The 25,469-nt window shown below is 73.5% G+C and carries 22 protein-coding genes; 14 read left to right on the top strand and 8 right to left on the bottom strand.

Features of this window, described 5'->3' with window-relative positions:
• Nucleotides 1-508 precede the first annotated feature (508 nt).
• Nucleotides 509-1,498, bottom strand: coding sequence for a Gfo/Idh/MocA family protein (locus tag SPRI_RS01230; protein WP_238996194.1), 990 nt, complete (start codon nucleotides 1,496-1,498; stop codon nucleotides 509-511).
• A complete protein-coding gene (locus SPRI_RS01225; RefSeq protein ID WP_005321706.1) occupies nucleotides 1,495-2,733 on the bottom strand; it encodes an activator-dependent family glycosyltransferase in 1,239 nt (412 codons plus the stop codon). The genes SPRI_RS01230 and SPRI_RS01225 overlap by 4 nt, the downstream gene beginning before the upstream one ends.
• Nucleotides 2,734-2,858: 125 nt before the next feature.
• Between SPRI_RS01225 and SPRI_RS01220 the strand changes: the two genes are divergently transcribed.
• Nucleotides 2,859-3,686: an aromatase/cyclase gene (locus SPRI_RS01220; RefSeq protein ID WP_005321708.1), complete on the top strand. Its 828-nt coding sequence runs from the start codon at nucleotides 2,859-2,861 to the stop codon at nucleotides 3,684-3,686.
• 7 nt (nucleotides 3,687-3,693) lie between these two features.
• Here the strand turns inward: SPRI_RS01220 and SPRI_RS01215 are convergent, their stop codons facing one another.
• Nucleotides 3,694-4,902: a serine hydrolase domain-containing protein gene (locus SPRI_RS01215; RefSeq protein ID WP_053556630.1), complete on the bottom strand. Its 1,209-nt coding sequence runs from the start codon at nucleotides 4,900-4,902 to the stop codon at nucleotides 3,694-3,696.
• Nucleotides 4,903-5,051: 149 nt separating this feature from the next.
• Here SPRI_RS01215 and SPRI_RS01210 point away from each other — a divergent pair, with 149 nt between their 5' ends.
• The 8 genes from SPRI_RS01210 to SPRI_RS01175 all read left to right on the top strand — a co-directional run bounded on the left by SPRI_RS01210 (nucleotide 5,052) and on the right by SPRI_RS01175 (nucleotide 12,574).
• Nucleotides 5,052-6,455 carry an NDP-hexose 2,3-dehydratase family protein gene (locus SPRI_RS01210; protein ID WP_005321711.1) on the top strand — a complete coding sequence of 468 codons (1,404 nt, stop codon included), beginning with the start codon at nucleotides 5,052-5,054 and terminating at the stop codon, nucleotides 6,453-6,455.
• Nucleotides 6,456-6,595: 140 nt separating this feature from the next.
• Complete coding sequence (locus tag SPRI_RS01205) at nucleotides 6,596-6,868, top strand: acyl carrier protein (protein ID WP_005321714.1); 273 nt, start codon at nucleotides 6,596-6,598, stop codon at nucleotides 6,866-6,868.
• Nucleotides 6,865-7,812 carry a biosynthesis cluster domain-containing protein gene (locus tag SPRI_RS01200; protein WP_005321717.1) on the top strand — a complete coding sequence of 316 codons (948 nt, stop codon included), beginning with the start codon at nucleotides 6,865-6,867 and terminating at the stop codon, nucleotides 7,810-7,812. The genes SPRI_RS01205 and SPRI_RS01200 overlap by 4 nt, the downstream gene beginning before the upstream one ends.
• Entirely contained in the window at nucleotides 7,809-8,072 is a 264-nt protein-coding gene (locus SPRI_RS01195) for an acyl carrier protein (RefSeq protein WP_037775592.1), read from the top strand. The genes SPRI_RS01200 and SPRI_RS01195 overlap by 4 nt, the downstream gene beginning before the upstream one ends.
• Nucleotides 8,069-9,316 (top strand): hydroxymethylglutaryl-CoA synthase family protein, encoded by a 1,248-nt coding sequence (locus SPRI_RS01190; RefSeq protein WP_005321723.1) that lies wholly within the window; start codon nucleotides 8,069-8,071, stop codon nucleotides 9,314-9,316. Before SPRI_RS01195 ends, SPRI_RS01190 begins: the two co-directional genes overlap by 4 nt.
• The gene (locus SPRI_RS01185) at nucleotides 9,307-10,065 is read left to right on the top strand and encodes an enoyl-CoA hydratase/isomerase family protein (protein ID WP_005321725.1); all 759 of its coding nucleotides are present in this window, start codon (nucleotides 9,307-9,309) and stop codon (nucleotides 10,063-10,065) included. The genes SPRI_RS01190 and SPRI_RS01185 overlap by 10 nt, the downstream gene beginning before the upstream one ends.
• The gene (locus SPRI_RS01180; protein ID WP_050791652.1) at nucleotides 10,062-10,850 is read left to right on the top strand and encodes a polyketide synthase; all 789 of its coding nucleotides are present in this window, start codon (nucleotides 10,062-10,064) and stop codon (nucleotides 10,848-10,850) included. Before SPRI_RS01185 ends, SPRI_RS01180 begins: the two co-directional genes overlap by 4 nt.
• Nucleotides 10,847-12,574 (top strand): polyketide synthase, encoded by a 1,728-nt coding sequence (locus tag SPRI_RS01175; protein WP_053556629.1) that lies wholly within the window; start codon nucleotides 10,847-10,849, stop codon nucleotides 12,572-12,574. Before SPRI_RS01180 ends, SPRI_RS01175 begins: the two co-directional genes overlap by 4 nt.
• Nucleotides 12,575-12,650: 76 nt before the next feature.
• On the opposite strand, the gene SPRI_RS01170 is transcribed toward SPRI_RS01175, so the two are convergent.
• From SPRI_RS01170 to SPRI_RS01150, 5 genes are all read right to left on the bottom strand, one after another.
• Complete coding sequence (locus tag SPRI_RS01170) at nucleotides 12,651-13,853, bottom strand: hypothetical protein (protein WP_050791653.1); 1,203 nt, start codon at nucleotides 13,851-13,853, stop codon at nucleotides 12,651-12,653.
• A gap of 1,289 nt (nucleotides 13,854-15,142) precedes the next feature.
• Entirely contained in the window at nucleotides 15,143-16,123 is a 981-nt protein-coding gene (locus tag SPRI_RS01165; RefSeq protein WP_053556628.1) for an NAD-dependent epimerase/dehydratase family protein, read from the bottom strand.
• Nucleotides 16,120-16,758: a dTDP-4-dehydrorhamnose 3,5-epimerase family protein gene (locus SPRI_RS01160; RefSeq protein ID WP_053556627.1), complete on the bottom strand. Its 639-nt coding sequence runs from the start codon at nucleotides 16,756-16,758 to the stop codon at nucleotides 16,120-16,122. The genes SPRI_RS01165 and SPRI_RS01160 overlap by 4 nt, the downstream gene beginning before the upstream one ends.
• Entirely contained in the window at nucleotides 16,755-18,011 is a 1,257-nt protein-coding gene (locus tag SPRI_RS01155; RefSeq protein WP_005321734.1) for a class I SAM-dependent methyltransferase, read from the bottom strand. Before SPRI_RS01155 ends, SPRI_RS01160 begins: the two co-directional genes overlap by 4 nt.
• A 147-nt stretch (nucleotides 18,012-18,158) precedes the next feature.
• Nucleotides 18,159-18,452 (bottom strand): antibiotic biosynthesis monooxygenase family protein, encoded by a 294-nt coding sequence (locus SPRI_RS01150; RefSeq protein ID WP_005321736.1) that lies wholly within the window; start codon nucleotides 18,450-18,452, stop codon nucleotides 18,159-18,161.
• Between the two features lie 225 nt (nucleotides 18,453-18,677).
• Between SPRI_RS01150 and SPRI_RS01145 the strand changes: the two genes are divergently transcribed.
• The 5 genes from SPRI_RS01145 to SPRI_RS01125 all read left to right on the top strand — a co-directional run bounded on the left by SPRI_RS01145 (nucleotide 18,678) and on the right by SPRI_RS01125 (nucleotide 25,212).
• Nucleotides 18,678-19,691 (top strand): daunorubicin resistance protein DrrA family ABC transporter ATP-binding protein, encoded by a 1,014-nt coding sequence (locus SPRI_RS01145; RefSeq protein WP_005321741.1) that lies wholly within the window; start codon nucleotides 18,678-18,680, stop codon nucleotides 19,689-19,691.
• A 20-nt stretch (nucleotides 19,692-19,711) separates the two neighbouring features.
• On the top strand, nucleotides 19,712-20,545 hold the full coding sequence (locus SPRI_RS01140; RefSeq protein WP_005321742.1) for an ABC transporter permease: 834 nt from the start codon (nucleotides 19,712-19,714) through the stop codon (nucleotides 20,543-20,545).
• Between the two features lie 168 nt (nucleotides 20,546-20,713).
• On the top strand, nucleotides 20,714-23,524 hold the full coding sequence (locus SPRI_RS01135; RefSeq protein WP_203227952.1) for a DEAD/DEAH box helicase: 2,811 nt from the start codon (nucleotides 20,714-20,716) through the stop codon (nucleotides 23,522-23,524).
• The gene (locus tag SPRI_RS01130) at nucleotides 23,521-24,819 is read left to right on the top strand and encodes an SWIM zinc finger family protein (RefSeq protein WP_037775597.1); all 1,299 of its coding nucleotides are present in this window, start codon (nucleotides 23,521-23,523) and stop codon (nucleotides 24,817-24,819) included. Before SPRI_RS01135 ends, SPRI_RS01130 begins: the two co-directional genes overlap by 4 nt.
• A 165-nt stretch (nucleotides 24,820-24,984) precedes the next feature.
• The gene (locus tag SPRI_RS01125) at nucleotides 24,985-25,212 is read left to right on the top strand and encodes a hypothetical protein (RefSeq protein WP_005321757.1); all 228 of its coding nucleotides are present in this window, start codon (nucleotides 24,985-24,987) and stop codon (nucleotides 25,210-25,212) included.
• The last annotated feature ends 257 nt before the right edge of the window (nucleotides 25,213-25,469 follow it).

Genomic DNA, 25,469 nt, shown 5'->3' with positions numbered 1-25,469 from the left:
ACACCACAGCCCACACCAACTCACCCGCACACGGCAGAACTCACTCATACGAAGTCAAACAGCAGCAGTTCACGACCCCCGAAAGGACTCCCCGGGGCCCCCGGGTACGCCGGTGCCCGGAGCCGTCGGGCAGCGCGGGCAGGCGGGCGCGCCCGGCCGACCCGGGTACGCGCACCGCGCCGCTGCACATGAGCGAGCCTCGGATCTGAACCGACCTGATCGGACCTGACCCGGCCCGGACGTGACGTGGCCCGGCAGGACGTGGCCTCTGCCGGACCGCCCCACCGGACTTGGCCTGCGGGCTTCATCGCACGCCGTGACCACCCGCGACGCGCCGCCCCACCGGCCCCCGGGCCCCACCGGCCCCCGGGCCCCACCGGCCCCCGGGCCCACCGGCCCCCGGGCCCCCCGGGCCCACCGGCCCCCGGGCCCCCCGGGCCCACCGGCCCCCGGGCCCCCCGGGCCCACCGGCCCCCGGGCCCCCCCGGGGTCGCGGGCGCCGCAGGTGTCAGGTCGCCGCCGCGCGGCGGATCGCGGCCAGCAGGTCGGCCTGCGCCAGCAGGTCGCGCAGCTCCCCGCCGGCGGGCACGGTGTCCCCGCCCCGGACCGCCGCCGTGAACGCGGCGAGCGTGGCCGCCACCTGGTCCTCGGCCGCAAGCTCGACCGTGCGGGCACCGGCTGCGTCCTCCACCACGATCCGGGGCCGGTGACCGGCCGGCGGGGTGAACGCGCGGTCCACCGTGATGCGGCCCTCGCTGCCCCACAGTTCGTAGCGCGAGCGGTACGCGTCGTCCATCCCGAACGTCAGCTGCGCGCTCACCCCGTCGGCGCGGCGCAGCAGCGCGGCGCCCGAGGTCTCCACACCGCGGCCCGCTGCGTCCCGCAGCACCGCGCCCGCTACCCGCAGGCCGGGGCCGAGCAGGTGCACCGCGGCCCGCACCGGGTACAGGCCCACGTCCGACAGCGCGCCGCCGCCCAGGTCCGCGTCGAAGCGGATGTCCCCGTCGGCGGGGGAGGGGATCGTGAACGCCGCGTGCAACGACCGCAGTTCGCCGATCACACCGTCACCGACCATCGCGCCGACCGCCCGGTGCTGACCGTGGTGCACGAACATCACGTTCTCCCGCAGCACCAGCTTCCGCCGCCGTGCCCGCTCCAGCAGCGCGCGGGTGCGGGCCGGGTCCGTCGTCAGCGGCTTCTCGGCCAGGACGTGCTTGCCCGCCTCGAGCGCCGCCTCCACCCAGACGGCGTGCAGCGCCGCCGGCAGCGGGATGTAGAGGGCGTCCACGTCCGGGTCGGCGAGCAGCCGCTCGTACCCGCTCACCGGACGGGCGCCGTGGGCGCGGGCCGTCTCGGCGGCCCGGGCGGGCGAACGGCTGGCGACCGCGGCGAGTTCGATGTCCGGCGCGGCCGCCATCGCGGGCAGCACCCGGCGGCGCGCGATGTCCGCGCACCCGAGGACCCCGAACCGCAGCACCCCCGCCGCAGGCGCCGTCACCGGCGGTGCTCCGCGGTCAGTTCCTCCAGCACGGACACGAACTCGGCCGGGCCGGGCGCCTGGTTGATCTCCGCGCGCAGCGCCTGCGCGCCCTCGCCGAACGCCGGCTCCTCCAGCAGCCGCGTGATCTGCTTGCGCAGCAGCTCCGTGTCGAACTCCTCGGTGGTGACGACCAGTCCGGCGCCCCGGCCGGCCATGAAGCGGGCCGTGGTCGCCTCGCTCCAGCACGGCATCGGCACGATCAGCTGCGGCACGGCGGCCGCCGTGGCCGCCGCGAACGTCCCCCCGCCACCGTGGTGGATGATCGCCGAGCAGCTCGGCAGGATCTGCGCCAGCGGCACGTACTCCGTCAGCCGGACGTTGTCCGGCACCCGGGTCACCGTCTCCAGCATCGCTCGGTGCAGCGTGGCGACCACCTCGACGTCGAGGCCGGCCAGCGCGTCGACCACCTCGGGGAAGGAGACACCGGCCGCCTTGAACAGCTGACGGCCGCGGCCGCCGATGCCCAGCGTCAGCAGCACCCGCGGCCGCTCAGGCCGCTCGTGCACCCAGGCCGGGGCCACCGCGCTGCCGTTGTAGGGGACCCGCCGGATCGGCTCGTAGCGGTGGGGGAGCGGCAGGCGCAGCGCCTTGGGCATCGGGTCGATGGTCCACTGGCCGAGCAGCAGGTCCTCCGAGTACTCCAGCCCGTAGCGTTCGAGCATCGGCGCCATCAGCGCGTCCACCGGGTCGCCGGACCGGTCGTCCCGCCGCTCGAGGGACTTGCCGCGCAGCCAGCCGATGTTGTCCTGACCCCACAGGAAACGCGCGTGCGCCGCGCCCGTCACCCTCGCCGCGACACCCGCCGCCACACAGAACGGGTCCCACACCACCAGGTCGGGCCGCCAGCCGCGGCAGAAGGCCACCAGGTCGTCCACCATCGGCGTGAACATCCGCAGCATGCCGGTCAGCCCCTGCCACTGGCGCTCCCACTGCGGGGCGTCACCCGTGTCCAGGGACAGCGCGTCGCTGAGGCTGTCGAGCATCTCGAAGTTGTCGTTCCACTTCACCGCGTCGGCGAGCACCTCCCGCGAGCCCAGCGGCACCGCGGGCAGTCCGGCCTCGGTGACCAGACGCACGGTGTCCGGGTGGATGGCCACCCGCACCTCGTGGCCCGCGTTCTGCAGCGCCCAGGCGAGCGGAACGATCGGATGCACATGGGCCGTGGCCGGGAACACGGTGAACAGAACACGCATGACAGCGACTCCAGTCGTCCTATGGGAGGTTCACACTCCGTGCGGCGGCTCGATCCCGGGTCGAGGAGGGATCGAGACGGCTGGGCGAGATTGCCGGGTGACACGAGCCCGCCCACCGTCTGGAGATGCGGATGACAGCCGCCGGCCGCTCGGCCGAGTACGTCGCCACGACCCCGGCCCCCGCACGGCGGGCCTACCGGCTGATCGCCGGCATCGACCGCTGGCCCCTGCTGTTCGCGCCCTGCCTGCACGTCGAACAGCTGGGCCCAGGCCCCGACGGCGGCGACCGCTTCCGGATGTGGGTGGCCTCCGGCGACGACGTGCGCGCCTGGACCTCTACGCGTCACGCCGACGAGCAGGCACTGCGGGTGACCTTCCGTCAGGAGCGGCCGAGCGCCCCGCTGTCCGCCGCCGAAGGCACCTGGCGCTTCGAACCGGACACCGCCGGCACCCGCATCACGCTCACCAACGCCTACACCCTCACCACCGCCGACGAGGCGACCGCGACGTTCCTCGCCGGCGCGCTCGAGCGCCACAACGCGGACGAGGTCGCCGCCGTGCGCTACTGGGCAGAGCGCCCCGAGGACCTCGACGACCTGATGTTCTCCCTGACCCAGGAGATCCTCCTCGACCTGCCCGCCGACACCGTCCACGACCTGCTGTGCCGCGGCGCGGGCCCCCGTGTTCGCCTGCCCGGGCGGCGCCTGGTCCTCAGCGGCCCCGCGGCGCCCGCGCCGCTGCGCGCGCACACCGCCACCTGGAGCGTCACCGACGACGGCGCCCGCAGCCGGGTCCTCGTCCGTCACGACGCGGCCCTCGACCCGGACGCCGCCGCCCTGGGCGGGGGCCCGGCGCGGGCCCGCGCCACCGCCGAAGAGCAGCTGCGCCGCAGCAGCCTTCAGATCCTGGAGAGCGCCGGTGCCCACGCCGCGGACCGGGCCACGGCCCGCTGACCCCCGCTCAGCAGGCGGCGGCGCTGCGGTGCACGGCCTCCGCGACGCGCCGGGCCCGCGGATCGAGCCGGTCGACGACGTGCGAACCGCCGCCCGGAACATAGGCGAAGGCGAGCTGCCGGCCGGGGACGGCGCACGCGAACGAGCCGGTCGCGCCGGCCAGACCGAAGGAGCCCAGCGGCCCGGCGGACGCCGGGTAGAGCGGCCCGTCCGGCAGCATCATGCCCAGGCCCCAGTTGGTGTCCATCAGCATGGTGCGGCACCGGCCCGAGGAGTGCTCCCGGCGGATCTCGTCGACCAGCGCCGGCCCCGCCAGACGCACCCCGTCCACCTCGCCGATCAGCGCGGCGAAGTAGCGGGCCAGCGACCCGGCGTCGGCCACCCCGTCGTAGGAGGCGTTCTCCAGCCGCACCCGCTTGGCGTCGTCACCGGTGTCGGCGTCGAAGGACATGCTGCCGATCGTCGCCCGGAAGGTCAGCGACGACGGGTCGCCGAGCGCCGCGAGCAGCTCCGTCACCTGGCCGGCCGCACCGCCGTCCATCAGGACCTCGGCCTTGGACGGCACCATCGTCGCCAGCCGCGGCAGCCGGTCCTCGGGCAGGCCGATGAAGCACTCGAGGCCCAGCGGCCCGGCGATCTCCTCCGCGAAGAACCGGCCCACCGTCGAGCCGGTGACCCGCCGCACCACCTCACTGACCATGTGGCCGAAGGTCATGGCGTGATAGCCGTGCGCGGTGCCCGGCGCCCACTCGGGGCGGGCCGCGGCGAGCGCCTCGACGACCGGCCGGCCGGTGCGCAGCTTCTCGTAGGTGATCGGGTCCGAGTCCAGCGCCACCACACCGGTGCGCTGCGCCAGCAGCATCCGCAGGGTGACCGACTCCTTGCCGGCCGCCGCGAACTCGGGCCAGTAGCGGGCGATCGGGGCGTCCAGTTCCAGGACGCCGCGCTCGATCAGCACGAACAGCGCACCGGCCGCCACGGACTTGGTGGGGGAGGCGAGCACGGCCAGGGTGTCCCGCTCCCAGGGCCGGCCGGCGGCCTCGTCGGCGAACCCGCCCCACAGGTTCACCACTTCACGGCCGCGCAGATACACGCTCACCCCCGCCCCGGTCTGCGTGCCGTCGCGGAAGTTCCCCGCGAAAGCACGCGCCACTTCCTCGAAACCGGGCGCGCATTCCCCACGCACCGTCACGGTCTCCTCGACTTCGGTTGTCACCGGATCAACTCCTTGCGCCGCATATCCACTTCGAGACTCGACATTCTCAATTCCCGGGCTCGAACCCGGCTCGAACTTCTCTTGCGAATCGGCCGCGATCGCCGGCCCTTCGGCACATTTTTGGAAGAGACCCAACGGGAGGCCCCCAGATGTTCTCCGACACAACAGAATTCCACCGCTGGTTCGAGCAGCGGTGCGCCGCGAACGCCTACAAGGTCGCCCAGGTCCCCCTCGACCGCCTCGACGGCTGGTCGATGGAGGCGGACTCCGGGAACCTGGTGCACCGCAGCGGACGGTTCTTCTCCGTCCAGGGCCTCGAGGTCACCGACTCGGGACGGGCCGTGGAAGCCTGGCAGCAGCCGATCATCGTTCAGCCGGAACACGGAATTCTCGGAATCCTGGTGAAGGAGTTCGACGGAGTTCCGCACTGCCTTCTCCAGGCGAAGATGGAACCGGGAAATGTGAATCTCGTCCAGTTGTCGCCGACCGTGCAGGCCACGAAGAGCAACTACATGCGTGTGCACGGCGGGCGGCCCGTTCCCTATCTCGAGCACTTCGTCGCCCCGCGCGGCGGCGAGGTCCTCTTCGACGCCCTCCAGTCGGAGCAGGCGTCCTGGTTCCTCGCCAAACGCAACCGCAACATGATCGTGCGCACCGACGCCGACATCCCCGTCCTGGACGACTTCTGCTGGCTCAGCTTCGACCAGATCGCCGAACTCCTGCAGAGCGACGACCTGGTGAACATGGACACCCGCACCGTCCTGTCCGGCGCCGTCGCCCTGCGCCGCCCCGCCGTGGGCCGCGGCGCCCACCCCGACGACGACACCTTCGACGGCGCCCTCGTACGGTCCTGGCAGCAGGACGGCCGCTCCCTGCACAACACCGTCGAACTGCTGAGCTGGTTCACCGAGGCCAAGGGCCGCTGCACGCTGAGCCGCCGCCTCGTGCCCCTGGCCGGCCTCGCGGACTGGTCGCGGCGCGACGGCATCGTCGCCCACGCCGAGGACCGCCACTTCACCGTCCTCGGCGTGGGGGTCGAGGCCTCCAACCGCGAGGTGACCGGCTGGTCGCAGCCCATGTTCGCGCCCCGCAGCCAGGGAGTCATCGCCTTCCTCGCCAAACGCGTCGAAGGGGTGCTGCACCTGCTGGTGCAGGCCCGGATCGAGACCGGGGCGCTGGACCGCATCGAGATGGCGCCCACCGTCCAGTGCCAGCCCGCCGACTACCTCACCGACCGCGCCGGCGGCCCCGACCCGGCCGGCCGGCCCCCGTACCTGGACACCGTGCTCACCGCCGGGCGGGAGCAGATCCGGTTCGACGCCGTGCAGTCCGAGGAGGGCGGCCGCTTCTACCACGCCCGGAGCCGCTACCTGCTGGTCGAGGTCGCCGACGACTTCCCCCTGGAAGCACCCGCCGGATTCGCCTGGATGACGGTCCGCCAGCTCATCGGGTTCGTGCGGTACGGCAGCCACCTCAACGTCGAGGCACGCAGCCTGCTGACCCTGCTCGGCTTCCTGCCCGCGGCGGTCCGCGAACCGCAGGCCGTCGCGTGAACCGCCCCACCGCGACCGCCCCTCCACGTCTCGAGGACGGCTCCAGCGGTCCCCGAGACGCCCTTCCTAGCGTCACACCGATTGCTCGCACGGCCGGTCGAGCGGGCCGGGCGAGCCGAACAGGCTGAGGAGAGAAGCGAATGACCACCCTGGTGAGTGCCGACTCGATCCGCGACGAACTGCGGACACACCTGGCCGCGATCCTCTACTGCGAGATCGAGGAGATCGACGACGACGCCACCTTCGCCGAGCTGGGACTCGACTCCGTCCTGGGCGTGGAGCTGGTGTCCCTCCTCAACACCAAGTACGGCCTCGAGGAGATGCTCGACACGGTCTACGCCCACCCCACGGTCAACCAGCTCAGCACCTATGTGAGCAGCCAGGTCGCGGCCCTGGGGGCGACCGCAAAGTGAGCCCGACCGACCTGATCGACAAACCGGCGCCCGCCGACACGTCCCTGCTGACCCGCCGCGTCACGGTGGCCCCGGGCATGTGCGGCGCCGGCTCCCTGTTCTTCGGGCAGCTCGGGGACTGGACGTGGGAGGCCGTCAAAGCCGCCACCGGCACCAACGTGTACGCCGCCCGCAGCGCCGACGGCCACCCCACGTACCTCTCCTTCTACTACTTCCGCGTCCGCGGCAGCCGGCACATCCAGCCCTACGGCATCGCCTTCGGCGACGAGTTCGACGTCACCTCACGCGTCTTCGACCTCGGACCGCAGTCCGTGATGACCCTGCACCGCCTCTCCCGCCCCGGCACCCCGGCGACCGGCCTGGACCCGCGGGCCTTCCACGAGGAGCAGCGCGAGGACTGCCTGTACGTCGAGAACTACAACCGCTGGATCTCCCGCTCCCACCCGGACAGCAACGAGGGCCTGGTGGAGGCGTCCCCGGCCGGCCACCGGCACGAGCACCTGCCCCCGCTGCCCGCCGAGCACTCGCCCCGCGGGATCTGCGGCCGCGCCCGCAAGGCGGGCACCTTCCACCCCGGAGGCATCCCGGGCCGCACCGCGTCCGCGCCGTACACCACCACCTACACCCTGGACCGGGTACGCGACCTCAACGGCGCCGGGCTCATGTACTTCGCCTCCTACTTCGCCATCGTCGACACCGCCCTGCTGCGCCAGTGGCGCGCCCTGGGCCGCGACCCGCGCGGCTTCAGCCGCCGCACCGTCGTCGACCACCGGATCGGCTACTTCGGCAACGCCGACGCCGACGCCGAACTCACCCTCACCGTGCGGCTGTGGCACAGCGACACCGTGGCCGGCGACGAGATCGCCGACGTCGCCGTCACCGAGGCCGCGACCGGACGGCTGCTCGCCGTCTGCTCGATCCAGCAGCTCCTGGAGGACTCATGACCGCCCCCGCCGCCACCGACGAAGCCACCGTCCGGCGCGTCCTCGCGGAGGTCGTCGCCGAGATCCTGCCCGACGTACCCGCCGAGGAGATCACCGACGGGCGGAGCCTGAAGGACCTCGGCGCCGACTCCGTCGACCGCGTCGAGATCATCACCACCCTCACCCACCGGCTCGGCAGCCGCGAGCGGGTCTCCACCTTCGCCGACATCCCCGACATCGGCGGCCTCGTCGCCCATCTCGCCACCGGCGGCCCGCGATGAGCACCGCCCGTATCGGCGTCGAGGCACTGAACGTCCACGCCGGTGTCGCCAAGATCTCCGCCCGCGCCCTCTTCGACGCCCGCGGCCTCGACCCGGACCGCTTCGACAACCTCATGATGGACGAGCGGTCCGTCCAGCTCCCCTGGGAGGACCCGGTCACCGGCGCCGTCAACGCCGCCAAACCCCTCGTCGACGCCCTCAGCGACGACGACCGGGACTCCATCGAACTCCTCGTCACCTCCAGCGAGTCCGGCCTCGACTACAGCAAGTCCCTCGCCTCCCACGTCCACCGACACCTCGGCCTGTCCCGGCAGTGCCGCTACATGGAGGTCAAGCAGGCCTGCTACGGGGCGACCGGCGCCCTCCAGCTCGCCGCCGGCTACCTGAGGTCCGGCCTGCGGCCCGGCGCCAAGGCACTGATCATCGCCACCGACGTCAACCCCATGGACGAGTACGCCAAATACGCCGAGCCCACCACCGGCCACGGCGCCGTGGCGCTCCTCGTCGGCGACAGCCCCGGCATTCTCGCCCTGACCCCCGGCGCCTACGGCCTCAACAGCTTCGAAGTCATGGACACCGCCCGGCCCGCCCCGGACTACGACCTGTACAACCCCGACCTGTCGCTGCTCGCCTACCTCGAGTGCCTCTCCGACAGCTTCCGCGCCTACACCGCCAACGTCCCGGGCACCGACTTCGCCGACTCCTTCGACCACGTCGTCATGCACACCCCGTTCGGCGGCATGGTCAGAGCCGCGCACCGCAAGCTGATGCGCGAATTCGCACCCCGCGCCCCCAAGGCGATCGCCGAGGACTTCGAGCGGCGCGTCGCCCCCTCCCTGCGCTACGGCCGGGTCGTCGGCAACCTGTGCTCCGGCGCCATCTGGCTCGCCCTCGCCTCCCTGATCGACCACCAGAGCGCCGAACGCGTCGAAGGCGCCCGGCTCGGCATGTACTCCTACGGATCCGGCTGCGCCTCCGAGTTCTTCGGCGCGACCGTCGCCCCCGGCGCCAAGGCGACCCTCGGCAAGGCACGCATCGCGGAACGCCTCGCCCTGCGGCGCGAGCTGACCTTCGCCGAGTACGAGCAGATGCTGCCCGTCACCCGCCGCATCCTGGTGCCCAAGGCCCACCGCGACGTCGACGACTCGCTCCAGGAGACCTTCCTCGCGCCCTTCCGCGACCACGGCAAGCAACTGGTGCTGGCCGGCGTCGAGAACTACATCAGGCGGTACGAGTGGCGCTGACAGCCCCCGCCCCGCTGCGCGTGGACACCGGCCGCCCGCCCCTGGTCCGCGCCACCCTCGACACGCCCGCCACCCGCAACCGCCTCGACGACGACATGCTCACGGCCCTCACCGGCGCCCTCACCGCCGCCGAAGCGGCCGAGGGCGCCGAGGTGTTCGTCCTCGACGCCACCGGCGACAGCTTCTGCTCGGGCATCGCCCTCGGCGAGGCCGACCGCGACGGCTGGCGGCCGCGCCTGACCGCCGTGCACCACCTGCTGCAACGCCTGGCCGACTCGCCCCTGGTCACCGTCGCCGTCGTCGACGGCGCCGCCACCGGAGGAGGCGTCGGCCTCGCCGCCGCCTGCGACCACGTCATCGCCGGCCCCCGCGCGAGCTTCCGCATGACCGAGGTCCTCCTCGGCCTCGTACCCGCCGTGATCCTGCCCGTCGTCGCCGAACGCACCGGCCGCCACCGCGCCTTCTCCCTCGCACTCGGCGCCCAGCACGTCAGCGCCGAACAGGCCGCCGACATCGGCCTCGCCGACCAGCGCACCGACGACTGCCGCCAGGAACTGCGGCTGCTGCTGCGGCGCCTGCGGGCCGCCGACCACGGAGCCGTACGCGCACTCAAGCGCTACCGCCGTGAACTGTTCCCCGCCCCCGAAGGCCACGCCGACCGCGCGCTGCGCGCCGTCGCCGAACGCCTTGCCGACCAGCGGGTCCACGAGCGGCTGAACACCCTTCACCGGCAAGGACTGATACCGTGACCGCTCTTTCCTACGGGCCCGTCCAGCTGCACACCGAGGCGCCCGTCGCCACCGTCCGGATGTGCGACGAGGCGGGCCACAACCGGTTCACCCCCGAGCTGCGCGCCGGCCTCATCGCCGCCCTGCAACGGGCCGGCGACGACCGGGACGTCCGGGCCGTCGTCCTGGAAGGCGCACCCGGCGTCTTCAGCGCCGGAGGCGCCACCGAACGCATGCTCGGCACCCACGAGCAGCGCGTCGTCGAACTCTGGGAAATGATGCAGGCCATCGCCGCCTGCCCGGTGCCGGTCGTGGCCGCCGCCCAGGGACACGCACTCGGCGGCGGACTGCTGCTCGCCCTCTACTGCGACATCGCCGTCCTCAGCGAACGCTCCCGCTACGCGATGAACTTCCTCACCTTCGGCTTCACCCCCATCCTCGGCGCCTCCCACGTCGTGCCGGCGGCGTTCGGCCGCGCGCTGGGCACCGAGATGATGTACACCAGCCGCACCTACACCGGCCGCGAACTGCGCGAACGCGGCGCCGGCACCAGGATCTGCGCCCACGACACCGTCCCGGCGGAGGCCCACCGCATCGCCCTGCAGAGCGCCCAGGCACCACGCGGCGCGCTGGCGATGATGAAGTCCCAGCTCGTACGGACCCTCCTCACCGACGCCCGGGCCGCCCTCGAACGGGAGATCCCCGACCACGAGGCCACCATCACCGGCGACGAGGCACGCCGCCGCATCCGGGGCCTGCACGGCCAGCGCATCACCCGCGCCGGACAGCCGGAGGCCGCCGCGTGACAACCGCCCACGGCACCGACGCCGCACCCGTCGCCGTCATCGGCATGTCCTGCCGGACCGCCGGCGCAGAGACCCTGACCGAATTCTGGGACGTCGTCTCCCGCGGCGAACGGCACCTGCACGACGTGCCCGCCGGACGCTGGTACGGACTCGACGAGCAGGTCGCCGCCGCCAACACCCCCCGCGCGTTCCTCCTCGACTCCATCGACGGCTTCGACGCCCGCTTCTTCGGCATCGCCCACCGCATGGCCGCCTTCATGGACCCCCAGCACCGGCTCATGCTCGAACTGGCCTGGCACGCCGTGGAGAACGCCGGCCTGGACCCGCAGACACTCACCGGCGAACCCGTCGCCGTCTTCGCCGGCGCCTTCATGTCCGACTACGCCGAACGCATGACCGCACGCGGCCGACGCTCCGACGGCGCCGCGTTCCCCGGCACCATGATGGCCTTCCTCGCCAACCGCGTCTCCTACCAGTTCGGCTGGACCGGCCCCAGCATGGTCATCGACTCCGCCTGCTCCGCCGGGCTGTCCGCCCTCGGCTTCGCCGTCCAGGGCCTGCGCGCGGGCGACTACCCCATGGCACTGGTCGGCTCACCCAACCTGTTCAGCGCCGGCTACTACACCACCAACGCCTACCTCGGCGGCGCCCTGTCACCCACCGGCGACTCGGTGCCCTTCAGCGCCGCCCGCAACGGCTACCTGCGCGGCGAGGGCGGCGCCTGCCTGCTCCTCAAACCCCTCGACGCCGCCCTCGCCGACGGCGACCCCGTGCACGCCGTCATCCGCTCCGTCGGCAGCGCCCACAACGGCCGCGGCGGCGGACTGACCGGCACCGACCAGGACTCCCAGACCGCCCTCGTCCGGCAGACCCTCGCCAAGGCCGGGCTCACCCCCCGCGACCTCGGCCACCTCGAGGCCCACGGCACCGGCACCCGCGGCGGCGACGCCACCGAGATCGCCGCCCTGGCCCACCTCGTCGACGGGCCCGCCGCCGGGCCCGACGGCCGGCTGTGGGTCGGCTCCGTCAAGGCCAACATCGGCCACCTCGAAGCCGCCGCCGGACTCATCGGAGTCGTCAAGACGATCCTCGCCCTGCGCGCCGGCACCATCCCGAGGATCGCCGGCCTCGACGAGGCCGACGGCAAACTCCCCGTCGGCGACGCGCCCCTCGGCCTCCCCGTCGAGAACGTGCCCTGGCCCGCGGGAAGCACCCCGCGCATCGGCGCCGTCAACGCCTTCGGACTCGGCGGCTCCATGTCCCACGCGGTCGTCGAAGAAGCCCCCCGCCCCCCGCGGCCGGCCACAGCCGCCCCCGCCGCCGGCCCAGCCGGCCGCCCGCACGTCGTACCGCTGTCCGCCGGCAGCGAGGAGGCCGTCGCCCTGCTGGCCCGCCGCCTGCTGCACCAGCTCGACGGCCCCCACGCACCCGAACTCGCCTCCCTCGCCCACACGCTGCAGTACGGCCGGCGCGCCATGAAACACCGACGCGCCCTCGTCGTGTCCGACACCGCCGCCCTGCGCACCGCCCTGCGGTCCGTCGCCGACGGCGCCGACCTGCCGCCCGCCCAGGACCCGCTCGCCCGCGCATGGGCCGACGGCGCCACCCCCGACTGGGACGTGCTGTGGAAGGAACACGACCGCCCCGCCCGCGCCCACCTGCCCGGCACCCCGTACCAGCGCCGCTCCTACTGGTTCGACGACGAGCCCCCGCCCGCGCTCTGAGACCCGCCGGAGCACACGGACGGGGCCGCCTCCCTGGTGGAGGCGGCCCCGTCCGCGTACGGCGCTGTCGTCGCTCTCAGTCCTTGTCGGCGGTCAGACCCTCGCCCCAGTCGACGGCGGACATCTCCTCGTAGCTCATCTGCTGCCGCGGGATCCACGACGCGCTCGCACCCTCCGCGTTGACGCCCTTCTCGAAGATCGCCAGGCTCGGGTAGAAGTGCGCACCGGTCAGCGTCAGATCCGTCTCGGACGCCGTCGTGCCCTCCGGGAGCTCACGCTCCTCGTGGTTGAGGCCGTCCAGCAGCGCCTTGAGGAAACCCATGCTGGTGGCCGGCGAGTTCAGCTCCTTCGAACTGCCGCCGTAGCCGGGCCAGTACGACGTCTGCAGATCCTCCGCCGCGTACAGGCCGCCCGGCCTGACGTACGGGAACAGCGCCTTGAACGCGGCGATGAGGTCGGCGTTGCCGTGGCTGGCGTCGTCGATGACGATGTCGAACGGGCCCAGGTCACGTCCCAGCGACTCCAGGAACTCCGGATTCGACAGATCACCCTCCACGGTGTGGATGCGCTGCTCACGCAGCGGCGCCTTGTCGAAGACGTCGACACCGTAGACGACCGAACGGGGAAAGTAGCGCTTCCACATGCGCAGCGAACCACCGCCGGAGGCGGGATTGCCGTAACCGCCGATCCCCAGCTCCAGGATCTTCAGCGGCCGGTCGCGCAGCGGCCCGAAATGCCGGTCGTAGTGCGGCGTGTAGAAGTGCAGCCCCCACTTGTCGGAGCCGTTGCGCAGCGACAGCTCGCCCAGGTCCTCGTGCCGGCCGGTGGTGCCGCGCACCAGACGCCTGACGACCGGGAAGACGTGCATGGTGCCGCCGAGGCGCTCCACGTTCTCCAGGTCGTGCCACACGATCCGCAGCGTCTGCGCCTCCACGCCGCGCCACGGCCCCAGCACCGAGCGCAGCAGCTCGGCCAGATCCGACTCGAGCGTGGCGTGCGGCGCGTCGACGCGGCCCGCCTCGTGCTCGGCGCTCTTGCCCACGCGCACGACGTGATGGACCGTGCCACCGTCGAAGGCGAGCGCGAGCTGGATGTCGACCCCGGCGGTGCCCGGCCCGGGGATCTCGTGCAGATCCGCCCGGTTCACCAGCTCGTCGGCGAGGATCGCCGCGGTGCGCTCGGCGCCGACCGCGCGGATCGCGGCGTCGATCTGCTCGGTGCCGCCCTCGGCGGCCAGAATCAGCTTCAGGATGTCGTCGTGTGCCCGTTGAATCGTCATCACAAAGCCGAACCCTCGCGGCTCCTGCTGGAGCCCCGCTGGACACCCTCTCGCGCGCGCCCCGTCACGGGCCCTGCCCCCGAACCGGGCCACCACGCCACAACCCCCGGCGGGGCTCGAACTCGCCGATGCGGTCGGGGCCTGCGCCTCAATCGCCGGCGGGGCTTGAACTTGCCGGTCCGGTCGGGCTTCGCCCCGGGGTCTGCGCCCCAGTCGCCGGCAGGGCTCGAGCTTGCCCGTCTGGTCGGGGGTCTGCGCCTCTGCCACCGGCGGGGCTTGAGCTCGCCCGTCCTGCCGGTGTCTGCGCCTCCGCTCGTGGCGGGGCTTGAGCTTGCTGGTCCAGTCGGGCCTCACCCCCGAACCCGGGCCTCCACGCCTCGGCCGCCGGCGGGCTTGAGCTTGCCGGTCGCGGTCGGGGCCTCGCCCCGGGGCCTGCGCCTCAGCCGCCGGCGGGGCTTGAGCTTGCCGGTCCGGTCGGGCTTCGCCCTGGGGGCTGCGCCTCAGCCGCCGGTGGGGCTTGATCTTGCCCGTCCGGTCGGGGCCTGCGCCTGCGCCTCAGCCGCCGGCGGGCTTGAGCTTGCCGGTCCGGTCGGGCTTCACTCCGGGGGTCTGCGCCTCAATCGCCGGCGGGGCTCGAACTCGCCCGTCCTGCCGGGGCCTTCGTCTGCGTCTCAGCCGCTGGCGGGGCTTGAGCTTGCCGGTCCGGTCGGGCTTCGCCCTGGGGGCTGCGCCCCAGTCGCCGGCGGGGCTCGAACTCGCCTGTCCTGCCGGGGCCTGCGCCTGCGCCAAGGCCGCCGGCGGGGCTTGAGCTTGACCGTCCGGTCGGGGCCTCGCCATTCGGGTCCGGTACGGCCCGGCGTGCGTGGCCGTGGGGCCCGTCCCGGAACCGGGCTGCGGCCGAGCCTGGTTCGGCCCGGCTCGGCCGGGGAGCCCGTCCCGAACCGGGTCGGCCCGGTCCCGTACGGCCTCGTCCCGTCGACCGAACCGGGCTCCGCCCGGAGCCCGTGGGGCCTTCGGTCGCCTCCCGGGTCTCCCCGTGGCCGGGGCGAACCCGAAGCCGGCCGTGCCGGCGGGGGCGACGCTGGTCCTCCCGGCCGTGGCTCATGCCTGCGCCGGGTGGAGGCAGTTCAGCCTCGCCGGCATGCGAGGCGCGGGGGCCGTGAAGGGGCCCCGCCCACGCCGCCAGGCGTAGAGGGCCAGGAACCCCGCGCGGAGCGCGGTGCGGGTCCGGGGCCCGGCCCGGTGCGGAAGTGGGCCCCCATGGGCAAGGGGCCCGGGGGAGGGGAGCGTCAGGACGTCGCGAAGCAGGTCGCGCGCGCCGTCTCGGCCATCGCCCGCATCGACTCCGCCGGTGACCGCCGCGGCGACCATCCCAGCACCGCCCGGGCCCGTGACGCGTCCAGGCAGGTGAAGTCGGTGCCCGTCGACGCGCCCTGTGCCGCCACCTCGCCCGTCCGCAGGGCGAGCGCCGACGCGGGCAGGCCGCAGGCCTGAGCGAGGGCCAGGACCAGCGTGTCGATGCCCCTGGCGGTGCCGGTGCCGATGTTGAACAGCCGCTGGTCCTGGCCGAGATGCCCGGCGAACGCCGCCCGTACGACCGCGTCCGCCGCATCCCGCACGTCGACGTAGTCGCGCCGGGCGCCGGCCGCCACGGTCAGCTCGATCCGCTCGCCCGGCGAGGCGGCCGCCTCGGTGAAGCGGGCCGCCAGCGAACCGAGGAAGCTGCCGGGCGCGGGGTGCGGGCCGATCGTGTTCGCCATGCGCAGCACCACCGCGTCGATCCCCGCCGCCCCCAGCACCGCCCGGGACGCGGCCAGCTTCGCCCGCGCGTACTCGGTCACCGGCGCCGGCGGCGTCAGCTCGGTCACCGGCGTGCCCTGCGGCACCGGACCGTACTCGTGGACCGTGCCGAGCTGGACCAGCCGCGGACGGCGCGCCGCGGGCAGCAGCCGCAGCGCGCCGATCAGCCGCTCCACCAACTCCACGTTCACCCGGTGCAGTTCCTCACCCCAGCCGAGCGTCGCGTTCACGACGGCGTCCACCGCCTCGGCCGCCAGGAACTCCGCCAGCTGCTCGGGGGAGCAGCCCGCGGCGTCCAGCGGCACGAAGCGGTGCGCGCCGACGTGCGGCGCGTACCGGCGGGCCACGCCGACGACCTCGCTGCCGCCGCCTGCGAACGCGGCGCACACGTGCCGCCCCACACAGCCGGTCGCGCCGACGACCGCGACCCGCCCGGCCCGCGCGCCGCCCGGGCCGGGCCGCACGGTCACCGGTCCGCGGCGGCCGCGGCCGCCGGGCAGTCCTCGTACCGCGGCAGCATGCCCTTGGCCCGCGCCTCTGCCAGGCCGACCGCCTGGGTGTCGCGCCGGGAGAGCGTGAAGGACATGTCCTTCGGCCAGGGCAGGCCCAGCGCCGGGTCGAGCGGGTCGATCGCCTGCTCCAGGTCCGCCCGGTAGGGGGTCGAGACCAGGTAGGACATCACCGTGTCGTCCTCCAGGGACAAGAACGCGTGCCCCACCCCCTCCGGGAGGTACACCGCGCGGAAGGACTCGGTGTCCATCTCGACGGTGTCCCAGGCCCCGAACGTCGGTGAGCCGACCCGGATGTCGACGACCACGTCCATGGCCCTGCCGCGGGCGCAGTGCACGTACTTGGCCTGCCCGGGCGGGGTGGTGGTGAAGTGCACCCCGCGCATCACCCCGCGGGCCGAGCGGCTGTGGTTGGTCTGCGCCACCGTGAAGGGGCGGCCCACCGCGGCGACGAACGCCTCCTCCTGGAGCGGGGAGACGAACAGGCCCCGCTCGTCGCGGTGCACCCGCGGCGTGAACTCGTAGGCGCCGGCGACCGCCAGCTCCCGCACCGTGGCGGTGGACGTCGAGAAGCCGCGTGCCGTACCGGCCGTCATCGCGCCCCGCCCACCACGTCGAGCACCGGCAGCGGGAAGACCAGCCTGCCGCCGCCGGCGACGTACGCGCGCTCCCGCTCCACGAACCCGTCGCGGTAGATCCACGGCAGCACCAGCAGCTGGTCGGGGCGGCGGGACCTGGCCTCCTCCTGGGAGACGATCGGGATGTAGGTGCCGGGGGTGAACGCGCCGTGCTTCTCCGGGTTCACCTCGCCGATGACCGGCAGGTCCTTCTCGCTCAGGCCGCAGTACTGAAGGATCACGTTGCCCTTGGTCGACGCGCCGTACCCGAGCGTCAGCTTCCCCGACCGCCGCGAGTCGTCGAGGAACGCCAGCAGCTCCTCGCGGTAGCGGACCGTCCGCGCGGCGAACGCCTCGTAGGGGGCCGCCGTGTCCAGGGCGAGCGCCGTCTCGTGCGCACGGACCCGGGCCACGGACGCCTCGTCCACCGCGACGGACGAGTCCTTGCGGGCCAGCACCGCGCACAGGCTGCCGCCGTACACGTCGTTCAGCTCCGCCCGTACGACCTTCAGCCCCACCCGCTCGGCCATCCACTCGATCTGGCTGAGCGCGTAGTACTCCAGGTGCTCGTGGCACACCACGTCGTACGCCGTGGCCTCGAGCATCGCCGGCATGTAGCTCTGCTCCATCAGCCAGACACCGTCTTCGGCGAGGATGTCGTGCACGTCCTGCATGAACTCCATGGGACGCGGCAGGTCGTAGAACATCGCGACCGAGGTGACGACCTTCGCGCGGCGGCTGCCGAACCGCTCGGCGAACACCTTCCGCGAGAAGTACTCGGTGATCAGCTCGGCGCCCTCGGGATACAGGTGCCGGAACTTGCCGCCGGTCGGGTCGATGCCCACCAGCTGCGGGCGCAGCGCCGGGTCCGACGGATAACCGCGCAGCAGGGTCGAGTCGTTGCTGCCGATGTCGACGACGATGTCGCCGGGCCGCACCTCGACCGTCTTCAGGAGGGAGGCGACCTTGTCCTGCAGGTGCCGGATCATGAACTCGCCGAGCCCGGAACGGTAGCCGTAGTGGTCTCCGTACATCAGGTCGAAGTCGGCCGTGTGCAGCAGCTGCACCAGCCCGCAGCCGTCGGGCTGCGAGCACTTGACGAGCTCCAGCGGCACCGACGCCACCGTCTCCTCCCGGTTCTTCGGGAAGACGCCGGTCAGGGCCTGGGAGCCGAGGTCCAGCACGGGCAGCAGCGCACGGTTGCCGCAGATGCGGCACTCGTCGATCTTCATTTCCATGTCCTCCTGAAGGGAACTGCCTTGGGCGGCGGCGCCCCATGCTGGCCGACGGCCCTCGAGGGCCGGTCGACGGACGGTCCTGGCCCACTCCGGGCACGCACGAAGCCCGGCGCCCGGCGATGGGCCCCCGGCGCCCGGATCTCAGCGGGCGACGCGCTCGAGCAGCGGCACGTACAGGTTCGGGTCGCTGCTGCTGAGCGTGCGCAGCCTCGCGCGGTGCGCGGCGAACTCCGGGTGGGCCAGGGCGGCACGGAAGGACTCCTCGTCCTTCCAGTCGGCGATGTTCACGTACAGGTGCGGCTCGTCGAGGTGCTGGAGCAGCCGGTGGTTCAGGAAGCCGGGCCGGTCGGCGAAGAACGCCGACGTGGCGTCGAAGGCCGCCTCGAACTCCGCGGTGGCGCCGGTGACATGGAACCGGTTGATGAAAGTGATCACAGTGACTTCCCTTCTCTGCCGTGTGGTCCTGGCCCGCCACGGTCCCGTCCGCTGCTAGAGCAGCCGTCGAACCGGCGGGCGCCGCCCGCGGCCCCGAGAGGCCGTCGACCGGCTGCCGACCGGCTTCCGACCGTTCCCCGACCGGATCTTGAGCGGCGCTCCGGCCCCGCTCAGGGACGGTTTGGGACCCTCGGCCGGATACCCGCTACCCGTAAGGAAGCCGACGTGGATCCGACCAGCACCGCCGTCCTCGCCGAAGGACTGCGCAAGCGCTACGGCGACCGCTACGCACTCGACGGATTCGACCTGCGCGTACCCGCCGGCACCGTCCACGGGCTGCTGGGCCCCAACGGTGCGGGCAAGACGACCTCCGTCGGCATCCTGTCGACCCTGCTGAAGGCCGACGGCGGCCGCGCCGAGGTCGCCGGCCACGACGTCTCCCGCCAGGCCGCGGAGGTCCGCGCGAGCATCGGCCTGGTCGGTCAGTACGCCGCCGTCGACGAGGTCCTCAGCGGACGGCAGAACCTCGTCATGTTCGGCCGCCTGCACCACCTGTCACCGGCCGCCGCCCGCCGCCGCGCCGACGAGCTCCTCGAGCACTTCCGCCTCGCCGACACCGGCAAGAAGCCGCTGAAGGAGTACTCCGGAGGCATGCGCCGCCGCCTCGACCTGGCGGCGAGCATGGTCCTCGCCCCGCCGGTCCTCTTCCTCGACGAACCGACCACCGGCCTCGACCCGCGCAGCCGCGGCGAGGTGTGGGAGGCGGTACGCAGCCTCGTCGACACCGGCACCACCGTGCTGCTGACCACCCAGTACCTGGAAGAGGCCGACCAGCTCGCCCACGCCGTCTCCGTCATCGACTCCGGCAAGGTCATCGCCGAGGGCACCCCCGACGAGCTCAAGTCCCGCATCGGCGGCGACCGGATCGACGTCGTGGTACGCCGCGCCGACCAGCTCCCCGCCGCCGCGGCGGCGCTGGAGCACGTGTGCGCCGCACCCCCGGACACCGACCGCGACACCCGCCGCATCAGCGCCCGCGTCAAGGACCGCACCAGCGCCCTCGCCGACATCGTCCGCGCCCTCGACGCGGCCGGTGTGGCGGCCGAGGACATCGCCCTGCGCCGGCCCACCCTCGATGAGGTGTTCCTGCACCTGACCGGCTCCGGCACCGGCGCGTCCACCGACGGCAACGGCAGTGACGTCTCCGGTGACGGCGCCCGAGAGGCGGTGGCGGCATGAGCATCACCGCACCCCGCCCCATGGACCGGGCGGCCCTCGCCCCGGTGATCGCCCGCACCCCGCTGGCCCGCCTGCGCTGGGCGGCCGCCGACGGCTGGACGGTCACCCTGCGCGGCCTGACCCACTGGGTACGCGAACCGGGCACCCTGATCGGGTCGCTGGCCTTCCCCGTCATGATGGTGCTGATGTTCGGGTACTTCTTCGGCGGCGCCATGCAGGTGCCCGGCGGCGGGAACTACCGCGAGTTCCTGGTCCCCGGCATGTTCGTCATGACGATGGTCTTCGGCATGGGCGAGACGGTCACCGCCGTCGCCGCCGACAAGAACCGCGGTGTCACCTCCCGCTTCCGCACCATGCCCATGGCTCCCTCCGCCGTGGTCGTCGGACGCGCCGTGACCGACATGCTCTCCTCCCTGCTGGCCCTGGCCGTCCTGTTCGCCACCGGCCTGGCCATCGGCTGGGACGCCCACGGCACCCTCGGCGAAACCACCCTCGCGGTCGGCCTGTTGCTGCTGCTGCGCTTCGCTCTGGTCTGGGCCGGCATCTACCTCGGACTGCTGATGAAGGGCCCCGAGGGCATCACCATGGTGCAGACCCTCGAATTCCCGATCGGCTTCCTCACCAGCGCGTTCGTCGCACCGTCCACCATGCCGGGCTGGCTGGGCACGATCGCCGAGTGGAATCCGTTGTCCTCCACGGTGCTGGCGGTACGGGAACTGTTCGGCAACCCGGGATTCGGCGGGGACTCATGGATCGCGCAGCACGCGCTGCTGATGGCCGTGGTCTGGCCCGTGATCCTGTGCGCCGTCTTCTTCCCGTTGTCGGTGCGCCGCTTCCGCAACCTGACAAGCTGATCACCGGCACACACGCACGACACGGCACGGCCACGGACGACGCGGTACCGGCACCACGCACCACGAGCGGAACGCGGTCCCGCACCACGAGCACGACGCGGTACCAGCACGACGCGGTACCGGCACGACGCGGCACAAGAGAACAGCACGCAAGAGAGAGCGGGACGCATGGTGTGGTTGGCGCCTGAGCAGGCCGGACTGCTGGCGCGGTGCGCGGTGGTCTTCGAGGCGGGGGACCCGGCGCGCACGGGCCGCCTCGTGTTCTACAACCCGGACGGCTCCCCGCTGCCGGAAACGGCGGCGGGGGAGCCGGGCAAGGCGTCCCTCGTCGTGCCGCACGACGGCGGCGTCGCACTGCGGACGTTCCCGGTGCTGCGCCTCGCCCCCGCCGAGGCGCTGCCGGCCCTGATCGAGGCCCGCCGCCGCCACGGCCGGGACGGCGCCACCGTGCATCCGGCCGCCGCGTTCTGGGGGGCCGCCGCCGCCCTCGGGCTGCACCTCGCAGCCCGGGAGCGGCTGCTGCCCGGCGTCTCCGTCGGCGGCTACGACACCTGGCGGGCCGGACCGCTCGACCTCGAGGACGTCGTACGCCTGCGGGAGCTCGCCCAGGCCGCTCCCGGCGAGGCCGTCGCCGCACCCGGCAGCGACGTACAGGCGCTGCTGCGCGCCTTCCTCGACGCCGTCGCCGACACCCTGCCGCGCACCGCCGCCGCCCCGGCCGCCACCGGACGGGCCGCTTTCTCGGCCACCGAACCCCAGCACGTGCCCCAACTGCGCGCCTGGGCCGAGGAGATCTCCGCCGGACTCGACTCCGGCGTCCGGGTGTCCCTCCACGTCCATCTCGCCGACACCCCCGACGGCCCGCCCGCCCTCCACCTCGTCCCGCGCGCCCACAGCCTCGCCGACCCCACCCTCGCGCTCGACGCCGGCGAGCTGTTCGCCAGCGCCGACCACGCGCTCGGCCCGCGCGCCCAGGCCGACACGATCCTCGCCGTGCGCCGCGCGGCGAGCGTGTGGGAGCCCCTTGAGCGGCTGCTGCCCGTACCGTCCGCCCTGGTCCTGACCGACCGGGAGACCACCGAACTCATCGGCACCGGCGCCGCCCGGCTGCGCGCCCACGGCATCGACGTCCACTGGCCCGAAGGCGCCGCCCGCTCCCTGACCGCCCGCGCCGTCGTCGGCGCCGGCCGTGTCCCGCCCGCCGACCTGCGCTCCTTCCTCGGCGGCGACGGCACCGTCGACCTGCGCTGGCAGCTCGCCCTCGACGGCAAACCCCTCACCGAGGAGGAGACGGCCCACGTCGCCGACGAGGGCCGCCCCCTCGTCCGGCTCCGCGGCCGCTGGACCCTGGTGGGCGCCGACCTCGCCCGCAAGGCCCGCGAACGCGACCTCGGACCGCTGACCGCCATCGAGGCCCTCGCCGTCGCCCTCACCGGCCACACCCGGATCGGCACCGAACAGGTCCCCGTCGCCCCCAGCGACTGGCTGCTGGCCCTGCGCGCCCGCCTCGCCGACCCCGACGGCGGCACCGAACCCTGCCGGCAGCCCGACGCGCTGGCCGCGACCCTGCGCGACTACCAACTGCGCGGCCTGCGCTGGCTCGAGCGCATGACCTCCCTCGGCCTCGGCGGCTGCCTCGCCGACGACATGGGCCTGGGCAAGACGATCCAGCTCATCGCCCTGCACCTGCTGCGCCAGGAACACGACGACACCCGCGGCCCCACCCTCGTCGTCTGCCCCGCCTCCCTGCTCGGCAACTGGCAGCGCGAGATCGGCAGGTTCGCCCCCGGCACCCCGGTGCGCCGCTTCCACGGCACCGGCCGCAGCCTCGAAGGCGCCGACGACGGCTTCGTCCTGACCACCTACGGCACCATGCGCCTGGACGCGGAACGGCTCGGCGACCACCGCTGGAGCATGCTCGTCGCCGACGAGGCCCAGCACGTCAAGAACCCGCTCTCCGGCACCGCCAAGGCCCTGCGCCTGATCCCCGCCGACGCGAAGATCGCCCTCACCGGCACCCCCGTCGAGAACAGCCTCTCCGAACTGTGGGCCGTCCTGGACTGGACCACCCCCGGACTGCTGGGCAGCCACGGCCACTTCCGCCGCCGCTGGATGGCCCCGATCGACGCCGAACGCGCCGACGCCACCGGCGAGCAGCCCACCGCCCGCCGACTGGCCGGACTCGTCCGGCCGTTCCTGCTGCGCCGCCGCAAGTCCGACCCCGGCATCGCACCCGAACTGCCGCCCAAGACCGAGACCGACCGGCCCGTCGCCCTCACCGCCGAACAGTCCGCGCTCTACCGCAAGCACGCGCAGGAGGTCATGGACCGGATCCGCGCCAGCCAGGGCATCGCCCGCAGCGGCCTGGTCCTCAAACTCCTCACCGGCCTCAAACAGATCTGCAACCACCCCGCGCACTTCCTCAAGCAGGACGACACCGCCCTGTCCGGCCGCTCGGGGAAACTCGAACTCCTCGACGAACTCCTCGACACCATCACCGCGGAGGGCGGCGCCGTCCTGGTGTTCACCCAGTACGTCGCCATGGCCAAGCTCCTCGAACGGCACCTGCGCGAACGCGGCATCGGGGCCCAGCTGCTGCACGGCGGCACCCCCGTACCCCGCCGCGAGGAACTCGTCCAGCGCTTCCAGGACGGCGAGGTCCCCGTCTTCCTGCTGTCGTTGAAGGCCGCCGGCACCGGACTCAACCTCACCCGCGCCGACCACGTCGTCCACTACGACCGCTGGTGGAACCCGGCCGTCGAGGCGCAGGCCACCGACCGCGCCTACCGCATCGGCCAGACCAGATCCGTCCAGGTGCACAAGATGATCGCCGAAGGCACCATCGAGGACCGCATCGCCGCCCTGCTCGAGTCCAAGAAGGACCTCGCAGACGCCGTCCTCGGCTCCGGCGAAGGCGCCCTGACGGAACTGACCAACGACGAGCTGGCCAACCTGGTCGAACTGAGGAGCGTGTGTTGAGCGACTACGAGGCGAGCGGCGCCCGCGGCTTTGCCGCCTTCCCCGCCCGCAAGGGCGGCCGCACCCGCGGCCAGTCCCCGTGGGCCGGCCGGTGGACCGAGGCCCTGGAGGACACCTGGCCGGAGGAGGAGCCCCTGAAGAAGGGCCGCGCCTTCTCCCGCACCGGACGCATCGGCCCCATCACCGTCAGCGCCGGACGCGTCGCCGCCGAGGTCTACGCCGGCGAGGCCGCCCACGCCACCACCCTCACCGTCAAGGCATGGGACGACGACGACTGGGACCTGCTGTGGGAGAGGACCGCCGACCGGCCCGACGCCACGGAGGCCCTGCTCGCCGGTGACCTGCCCGAGGACCTCCTCGAAGCGGCCGAGGACGCCCGCCTCGGGCTGCTGCCCGGCTACGGCGACCTGGACGCGGACTGCGACTGCGACGCGCTCGACCACCCCTGCCCGCACGCCACCGCGCTCGGCTACCAGTTCTCCTGGCTCCTCGATTCCGACCCCTGGCTGCTGCTCCTGGTCCGCGGCCGGGACACCCACGAGGCGCTCGACGAGCTGAAGTCGGTCCTGATGCTGCGGGCGCTGACCGCCACCGACGACGAGGACGACGAAGAAGGCGAGGACGACGGGGGAGAGGATTTCGCGCAGGAGGACCGGCAGGAGCAGGAGGCCTACGACAGCAATCGCGAGGCCTACGCACGCCCCGCCGCCGCGCTGCCCGCCCTGCCTCCGCTGCCCGAGCCGCTGCCCTCCGCGGCCGAGCCGGTCACCGGCATCGAGGCCGACCCGCTGGAACGCCTCGTCGCCGACGCCGCCGTCCGGGCACGTGAACTGCTCGCCCACATCGCCGGGTTCGGCGAGACGCCGCCCGCCCCGCCGCTCGACGAGTGGCAGGACACCGTCCGTATCGTCGCCACCCACCCCGACCCGCGCGTCCCCGCGCGGCTGCGCGAGGCCTGCGGCCGTCCCGACGACCTGGACCGTGCCGCCGCGGCCTGGCGCACCGGCGGTAAGGCCGGCCTGGAGGTCCTCGAACAGCCCTGGACCCCCTCCGAACAGGAGACGGCCCGCGCCCGCACCGCCCTCGCCGCGGGCTGGGACGACGACCTGCCCGCCTTCGACGTCGACGGCAACCACTGGACGCTCACCGGCCGCGGCCTCCAGCTCCGCCGGGGCCGCGACGCCCGCTGGTACCCCTACCGCGACCGCTCGGGCACGTGGTGGCCCGCCGGCCCCCCGGACACCGACCCGGCCGTCGCCCTCAGCGAACTCCTCGACACCCCACCGGAGTCGTGACCCGGCCGGCGACGACGAACGGGAAGCGGCCCGCAGGGCATGATGGACGTCATGCAGACGGACAGATCCGACTGGATCGCCATCGCGTCCTACGAGAACCTGCCCGGTCGCCTCCAACCGATCGCGGCCGCACGCGCTTGACTGCGTGAGCGAGGCGTCGACTGGATGCCCTTCGCCACCGACGAGATCCACGTCGACCATCTCTGCGGCATCGGTCCCGACGGCCACCGGCGCGGCTGGTTCGACGTCCGTGTCGACCCCGATGCGCTGCGCCGGCTGGGCCTGCATCCCGACCAGCCGACCGCACGCGTCATCGGCCCCTCACCACCGAGGTGGTGGCACGCCGCCGCGGAACGCGACGCCCACCGGCACCCGCACCCGCCGACGGGCTGAGACCGGCCGCACCCCGGCCGGGGCCTTCGGCCGGCCTGCCCGGCCTTTCGCCGCCCTGTCCCGCAGGATTGGCCGTGGTGGCGGCCGGGCCGGGTGCCGGTGACAGCAGCCGGGTTGCCGGTCACTGCGGCGGGTTGCCGTCGGCGAACGGCCACGGTGCCCGGTGCCGTCCGACAGGCGCCACCCGGCGGTGACGTGTCCGAGGGCCCCGGACCGCGGCGGGCCCGGTCTGCGGACCCGGATGCGGGCCGCTGCGC

The sequence above is a fragment of the Streptomyces pristinaespiralis genome (assembly GCF_001278075.1).
Classification (GTDB): domain Bacteria; phylum Actinomycetota; class Actinomycetes; order Streptomycetales; family Streptomycetaceae; genus Streptomyces; species Streptomyces pristinaespiralis.
This window is presented reverse-complemented; position numbering and strand designations above follow the sequence as displayed.